Source organism: Chamaesiphon polymorphus CCALA 037 (genome assembly GCF_003003845.1).
Lineage (GTDB): Bacteria > Cyanobacteriota > Cyanobacteriia > Cyanobacteriales > Chamaesiphonaceae > Chamaesiphon > Chamaesiphon polymorphus.
The window spans coordinates 1-3,683 of record NZ_PVWO01000543.1 but is presented as its reverse complement, the minus strand read 5'-3'; the positions used below and the strand labels follow the sequence as shown (position 1 = coordinate 3,683).

At 48.6% G+C, this 3,683-nt stretch carries 4 protein-coding genes; 2 read left to right on the top strand and 2 right to left on the bottom strand.

Annotation, left to right across the window (positions count from 1 at the left end; genetic code table 11):
• A partial coding sequence (locus tag C7B77_RS26050) for a tetratricopeptide repeat protein (RefSeq protein WP_106311848.1) occupies positions 1–704 on the top strand: 704 nt, incomplete at its 5' end.
• A 189-nt stretch (positions 705–893) separates the two neighbouring features.
• Here the strand turns inward: C7B77_RS26050 and C7B77_RS26045 are convergent.
• Complete coding sequence (locus C7B77_RS26045; RefSeq protein ID WP_106311845.1) at positions 894–1,532, bottom strand: tetratricopeptide repeat protein; 639 nt, start codon at positions 1,530–1,532, stop codon at positions 894–896.
• A 117-nt stretch (positions 1,533–1,649) separates the two neighbouring features.
• On the opposite strand from C7B77_RS26045, the gene hisF reads away from it, so the two are divergent.
• Complete coding sequence (gene hisF, locus C7B77_RS26040) at positions 1,650–2,417, top strand: imidazole glycerol phosphate synthase subunit HisF (protein WP_106311842.1); 768 nt, start codon at positions 1,650–1,652, stop codon at positions 2,415–2,417.
• Between the two features lie 141 nt (positions 2,418–2,558).
• Here hisF and C7B77_RS26035 read toward each other — a convergent pair.
• A partial coding sequence (locus C7B77_RS26035; protein WP_106311839.1) for an MFS transporter occupies positions 2,559–3,683 on the bottom strand: 1,125 nt, incomplete at its 5' end.

Here is a 3,683-nt window from a genome sequence, read left to right as displayed (position 1 = left end):
TTAAAGCCGCACCAGGAGACGCCACTCTCTTCTACGGTCGCGGCACGATCCGTTACCACTATCGCGACGATCTCGGTGCGGTAGCCGATTACAATCTATCGATCGCACTCGAACCCCGTCAGGCTGAAGCCTATGCTGCTAGAGCTGTCAGCTATATTAATCTCGATCGCTTAAATGATGCGATTGCTGATTGCGATCGCGCCATCGAACTCAAACCCGATCTCCAATTGGCATACTATGTGAGGGCGTTAGCCAACTCCTTTGGTGGCGATAACGACAGTGCGATCGCCGATTTTATCCGCTACAATCAACTCGGGCCTAATGCCAGTACTTACTACAACCTCGGTATCACCCAATTGACGATCGGTCTTTATGCCCCTGCTCTAACCAATCTCACAAAATCCATCGATCTCCAACCGCTAATTGCCACCTACTATGCCCGTAGCGTCGCCCTAGCAGGCTTGGGAGACGAATTTGGTACCAACCGCGATTATAGTGCCGCGCTATCCCTAGAAACCCCTGGCTCTGGTAGTCTCGATTCCAACGACGAACACGCCTACTATTTCCGTGCGCTGGCTCGATTGGCTAGAGACGGACGCGAAGAAGCCAAAGCAGATCTCCAAACAACGATCGCTATTTGCGATCGCAAACACAATTCTTATCTCCAACAACTAGCCGCCGCCAAAATTACCGAGATCGATTAGGCTTCGCCTACGCTACGCGAACGAGGAGCGTAATGGTGGGCTGATGCCAATAACTACAGGGTTTAGAAATAATTAAAAAGAATAGTTATCGATCGTCAAAAATTCGGGTGGTGGCAAGTAATAAATTGCCATCACCCGAATTTTTGATGAATGAGGTAACGATCGATTAATCTTGTCAGCAATGCAATTTTAAGATTTACGTGCCAAACTTTTGGCTAACGCTAGTGCCTCTTGCGATTCTTTTGTCTTTCCTTTGTTTTGAAACAGTTTAGCGGCTCGATCGAGATCTTCGCTCGCACCTTGTTTATTACTTAGATCTAATCTTGCGATGCCACGATTATAATAAGCATTAGCATCATCGGGTTGAATTGCAATTGCGCGCTCGTAGTCCTCGATCGCCTGATTAATATTGCCCAAATTAGACTTGGCGACACCTCGACTGATGTAAGCAGCGACATAATTTGAATCGAGCTGAATCGATCGACTAAAATCGTCGATCGCCCCTCGATTGTCACCCGATTTATATCGAGTCTTCGCTCGAAAATAATACGTAACAGCACGCTTTGGTTGAAGCTGAATCGATTGAGTATAGCTCTCGATTGCACCCTGTCGATCGTCAAATATTTCGGCTAGAACGTTGCCGCGAATGCTATATCCAAAAGCCAGATCGGGGCTTTGGTTCGATGTTTTAGCTATAGCCGTCATCCCACCAATGACGAAGAGGCTGCATATACCCGTAGTAATAGCAACGATCGACAATTTACGCTTTAACATCCACACCACACAGAAAAACCATATTCTGAGTATGCCCATTTTGCCAAAAAACATGACAGGTTCTCGACTCTACTCACCGCAACAGGTCGATCGCGATCTAAAATGAGATACCGATCGATCGCTCACAGGGCATATTCCTGCGGTGGTTAGTTAAAGTAACGAGAATTCCCTATGTTAGCCAAAAGAATATTACCCTGCCTAGATGTCAAAGCCGGACGCGTTGTCAAAGGCGTCAACTTTGTCGAACTGCGGGACGCAGGCGATCCGGTAGAACTCGCCCAAGTGTATAACGACGCTGGCGCAGACGAGCTAGTATTTCTCGACATTACCGCCAGCCACGAAGATCGGGATACGATTATCGATGTCGTCTACCGTACTGCCGATCGCGTGTTTATCCCGCTCACTGTCGGCGGTGGGATTCAAACCACGGCAAATATCAAAGACTTATTACGTGCGGGTGCCGATAAAGTCAGCCTCAATTCAGCCGCAGTGCGAAATCCCAACTTAATTAACGATGCCAGCGATCTATTTGGCGATCAGTGTATCGTCGTCGCGATCGATGCCAAACGCCGTCACGATCCCAGCAATCCCGGCTGGGATGTCTACGTCAAAGGCGGACGCGAAAATACCGGACTAGATGCGGTCAAATGGGCGCAAGAAGTCACTAAAAGAGGTGCTGGAGAACTTTTAGTCACCAGCATGGATGCCGACGGCACCAAAGCAGGCTACGACCTCGATCTGACTAGCTCGATCGCGACTTCCGTCCGAGTGCCAGTGATTGCTTCCGGTGGTGCTGGCAACTGCGAACACATCTATCAAGCCGTCACCACCGGACACGCCCAAGCCGCCTTATTAGCCTCGCTACTCCACTACGGCGAACTCACCGTCGCCGAAATCAAAGAATACCTCCATAGCAAGCAAGTCACCGTTAGGATTTAGGGGATAGGGGATAGGGGATAGGGAATAGGGGATAGTGGATAGTGAATAGTGGATAGTGAATTTGGACGCAAGCGTCTCCCCATTACTCATTACTCATTACTCATTACCCATCCACTCATCCACTCATCCACTCATCCACCCTTACCCCTTCCGATACACATCCCCATGGCGTCCCAAACAAAAGCCGATCGAATGGCGTAAATTGCGATTGCCCCAGATTAAAAATACCCCGATCGCACTTGCTGCCATGGCCGTCCCGATCGTGAAAATTCCAGCAAAACCGACATCATCGGCGATCGCGCCAAAGACAGGAGAGGCGATCGCGATGCCCAGATCTAGCCCCGTAATACAGATCGATAATACCTGTCCCCGCTGATGGGGCAAAGATCGATCGGATACCAACGCGACTGTCATCGGTAGCAACGTGCCGCTGCCCAATCCTTCTAACAGTGCTGCAAAGACAAAACTCATCTGACTATTAGCCGTCGCCAAACAAGCCACCCCAGCCGTGTAGCAGCACAAACTTCCAGCGATAAAAATACCGCGTCCGTAGCGATCGGATCGACTCCCAATTACCGATCTGGCACTAAAACTAGCGATCGCCGCGATCGTATAAAATAAACCTGGATTGAATCCCACATTCAGGCTTTTAATATATAAAGGGACGAAGGTATGAATCGCCCCAAAGGGAAACCCAACTAGCAATAAAACTAAAGCAGGAATTCCCAAAGCGGGATTGGTTAATATTTGCCAAGGTGAAATTCGATCGGACTCATTATGGTCTAACTCCACCTCGATCTGGGGCTGATGCAATCGATTGGCAGCAATCAGCGAGATTGCCCCACAAATTATCGAGATCCAAAATATTTCTCGATACATCTCATGTACTTGCAAAAAACCACCAATCGCTGGGCCTACAGCGAATCCTACTGGATTCGTCAAACTCATCAAACCGATGATTTCACCCCGTTGTTTCGGTGGAGCCAAATCGACAACCAAAGCACTAAAAGCCGTCGTAAAAGCAGCAATACTAATACCATGAAATGCCCGCATTACCATCAACAATGGTGTCGAAGTTACATACAGATAACCCACTGGCGCGATCGCGGCTACTGCCGTACCGATTAATAAAACTAACTTGCGCCCCCGCGTATCGACTAATTTACCCACGATCGGACGAGTAGCAATTAGTCCGATCGCAAATGCACCGATAATTAAGCCAATTTGTTGCTGATTAATCCCGATCGCATCTAGATATGCAGGTAG

What these genes read in the sequence shown, in the direction of transcription:
- hisF (WP_106311842.1), top strand. Translation starts at nt 1,650, where the DNA reads ATGTTAGCCAAAAGAATATTACCCTGCCTAGATGTCAAAGCCGGACGC.
- C7B77_RS26045 (WP_106311845.1), bottom strand. Translation starts at nt 1,532, where the DNA reads ATGTTTTTTGGCAAAATGGGCATACTCAGAATATGGTTTTTCTGTGTG.